Source organism: Armatimonas sp. (assembly GCF_043760365.1).
Lineage (GTDB): Bacteria > Armatimonadota > Armatimonadia > Armatimonadales > Armatimonadaceae > Armatimonas.
This window is the reverse complement of sequence record NZ_JAYUPA010000496.1, coordinates 1-1,633: the sequence shown is the minus strand read 5'-3', so window position 1 is coordinate 1,633 and position 1,633 is coordinate 1. Positions and strand designations below refer to the sequence as shown.

2 protein-coding genes are annotated in these 1,633 nt (G+C 60.3%); one reads left to right on the top strand and one right to left on the bottom strand.

Going from position 1 to position 1,633, the window contains the following annotated elements; translation table 11 throughout:
* Positions 1-198: 198 nt before the first annotated feature.
* Positions 199-1,221 carry a tyrosine-type recombinase/integrase gene (locus tag ACH2EH_RS11620; protein ID WP_395141826.1) on the top strand — a complete coding sequence of 341 codons (1,023 nt, stop codon included), beginning with the start codon at positions 199-201 and terminating at the stop codon, positions 1,219-1,221.
* Positions 1,222-1,307: 86 nt separating this feature from the next.
* On the opposite strand, the gene ACH2EH_RS11615 is transcribed toward ACH2EH_RS11620, so the two are convergent.
* Positions 1,308-1,511 (bottom strand): hypothetical protein, encoded by a 204-nt coding sequence (locus ACH2EH_RS11615; RefSeq protein WP_395141825.1) that lies wholly within the window; start codon positions 1,509-1,511, stop codon positions 1,308-1,310.
* Between the last annotated feature and the right edge of the window lie 122 nt (positions 1,512-1,633).

Below are 1,633 nucleotides of genomic sequence, written 5' to 3'. Positions count from 1 at the left end.
TCGTCACGCACGACACCGAGCACTTCCTCCAGAACCCACTGATCGGCCCACCCGATACCAGACTTAGGGTGAAGGATTCTCGCCAAGCCCTTGCCTGGTGCCGCGCAAAGCTGGGTGAAGGGGAAACGAGCCCAGCGTAGCACGTAGACCAGTCCAGCAGAGTGCTGGTTCCCCCGGAGGGGGAAAGGGGGGAGAAAAATGCAAAAAGATAAAGTGCTTGATTTAGTCGCCGTCGCGCCCCTCCCCCACGCGCTCGTTGTGGCACGGGAGCAGCGCCGTGATCAGAACGCTGCGATTGTGTATTTGGCTAGCCTTGCGCCTGGATCGAGGCGAACCATGGGCGACGCACTCGGGATCATCGCAGCGCTGCTCATGCCAGCACTTGGGGAAAAAGCAAACGCCGAGCGCATCGAGCTACTGCCCTGGGGAGCGCTTCGCTTCCAGCACACCAGCGCGGTTCGAGCGGTGCTGGCGGAGAAGTACTCCTACGCAACCGTCAATAAGATGCTCTCGGCGCTACGGGGAACGATAAAGACCGCTTGGCGGTTGGGCCAGCTCAGCGCGGAGGACTACCAGCGTGCCGTCGATGTCCAGCGGGTTCAGGGCGAGACGCTCCCCGCGGGCCGCTCACTCAAGACCGGAGAGATCGCGGCACTTATTGAGGTCTGCCAGAAGGATCTTAGTGCCGTTGGTGCTAGGGACGCGGCGATAGTGGCGCTGCTGTATGGCTGTGGACTGCGGCGGGCTGAACTTGCCGCACTAAGCCTTGGCGACTACGACCCGGACGAGGGCGTGGTGAAAATCCTCGGCAAACGCAACAAGCAGAGGCTCGTGCCGGTGGTTAGCGGTGCTCAGGCGGCGCTCGATGCCTGGGTGTCCATGCGCGGCGATTCGCCGGGGGCATTGCTGCTCCCCTCGCGTAAGGGCGGGAAACTGGTGAGAGATGCGGGAGCATCTGGGGAGCTGCTTGGGATGACCGCCCAAGCGCTCTACCTGATCCTGATCGAGCGGGCGCGGGAAGCGGGCGTGGTTCACTTCTCCCCCCATGACTTCAGGCGCACCTTTGTCGGAGACTTACTGGACCGTGGGGCGGATATCGCCACCGTTCAGAAGCTGGCGGGGCATGCCAACGTGACCACGACGGCACGGTATGACCGGCGCGGTGAAGTAGCCAAGCGGAAGGCGGCTGAACTACTCCATGTGCCCTTCCTCAAGGCGTAATCCTGTGGACTTGGCAAATTCTGGAGCGATGGTGTGGGCCAACATCCGAGAGGGCCAGCTCTGCCACGACAACGCCGCCGAGGGAATCAGGCTGTAGATTTGATACGGACTTGTAGAGCGAGAGCGATACAATAGGCAAGATGGAACCCACCCAGCTCATAGGGCAGAATCAGAGCGTAGAGCAGAACCAGTCCGTAGATCACGATCGGCTCTTCAAGGAGCTGCTGACGACTTTCTTTGTTGAGTTCGTCGAGGCGTTCCTGCCGGATGTGGCCGCCTATCACGGTCATTCAGTTCTCGGAATGTTGATTAATTCAATGGCACGTTCAGGACAAGCGGCAAACATTCGAGTAGCAGCAGCGATACAAGTATGACCGGCTAGGCGTATCAGGTTCATTGCCACGTTGCGAAA

Coding starts and splice junctions, on each gene's coding strand:
- ACH2EH_RS11620 (WP_395141826.1), top strand. CDS start 199: ATGCAAAAAGATAAAGTGCTTGATTTAGTCGCCGTCGCGCCCCTCCCC.
- ACH2EH_RS11615 (WP_395141825.1), bottom strand. CDS start 1,511: ATGACCGTGATAGGCGGCCACATCCGGCAGGAACGCCTCGACGAACTC.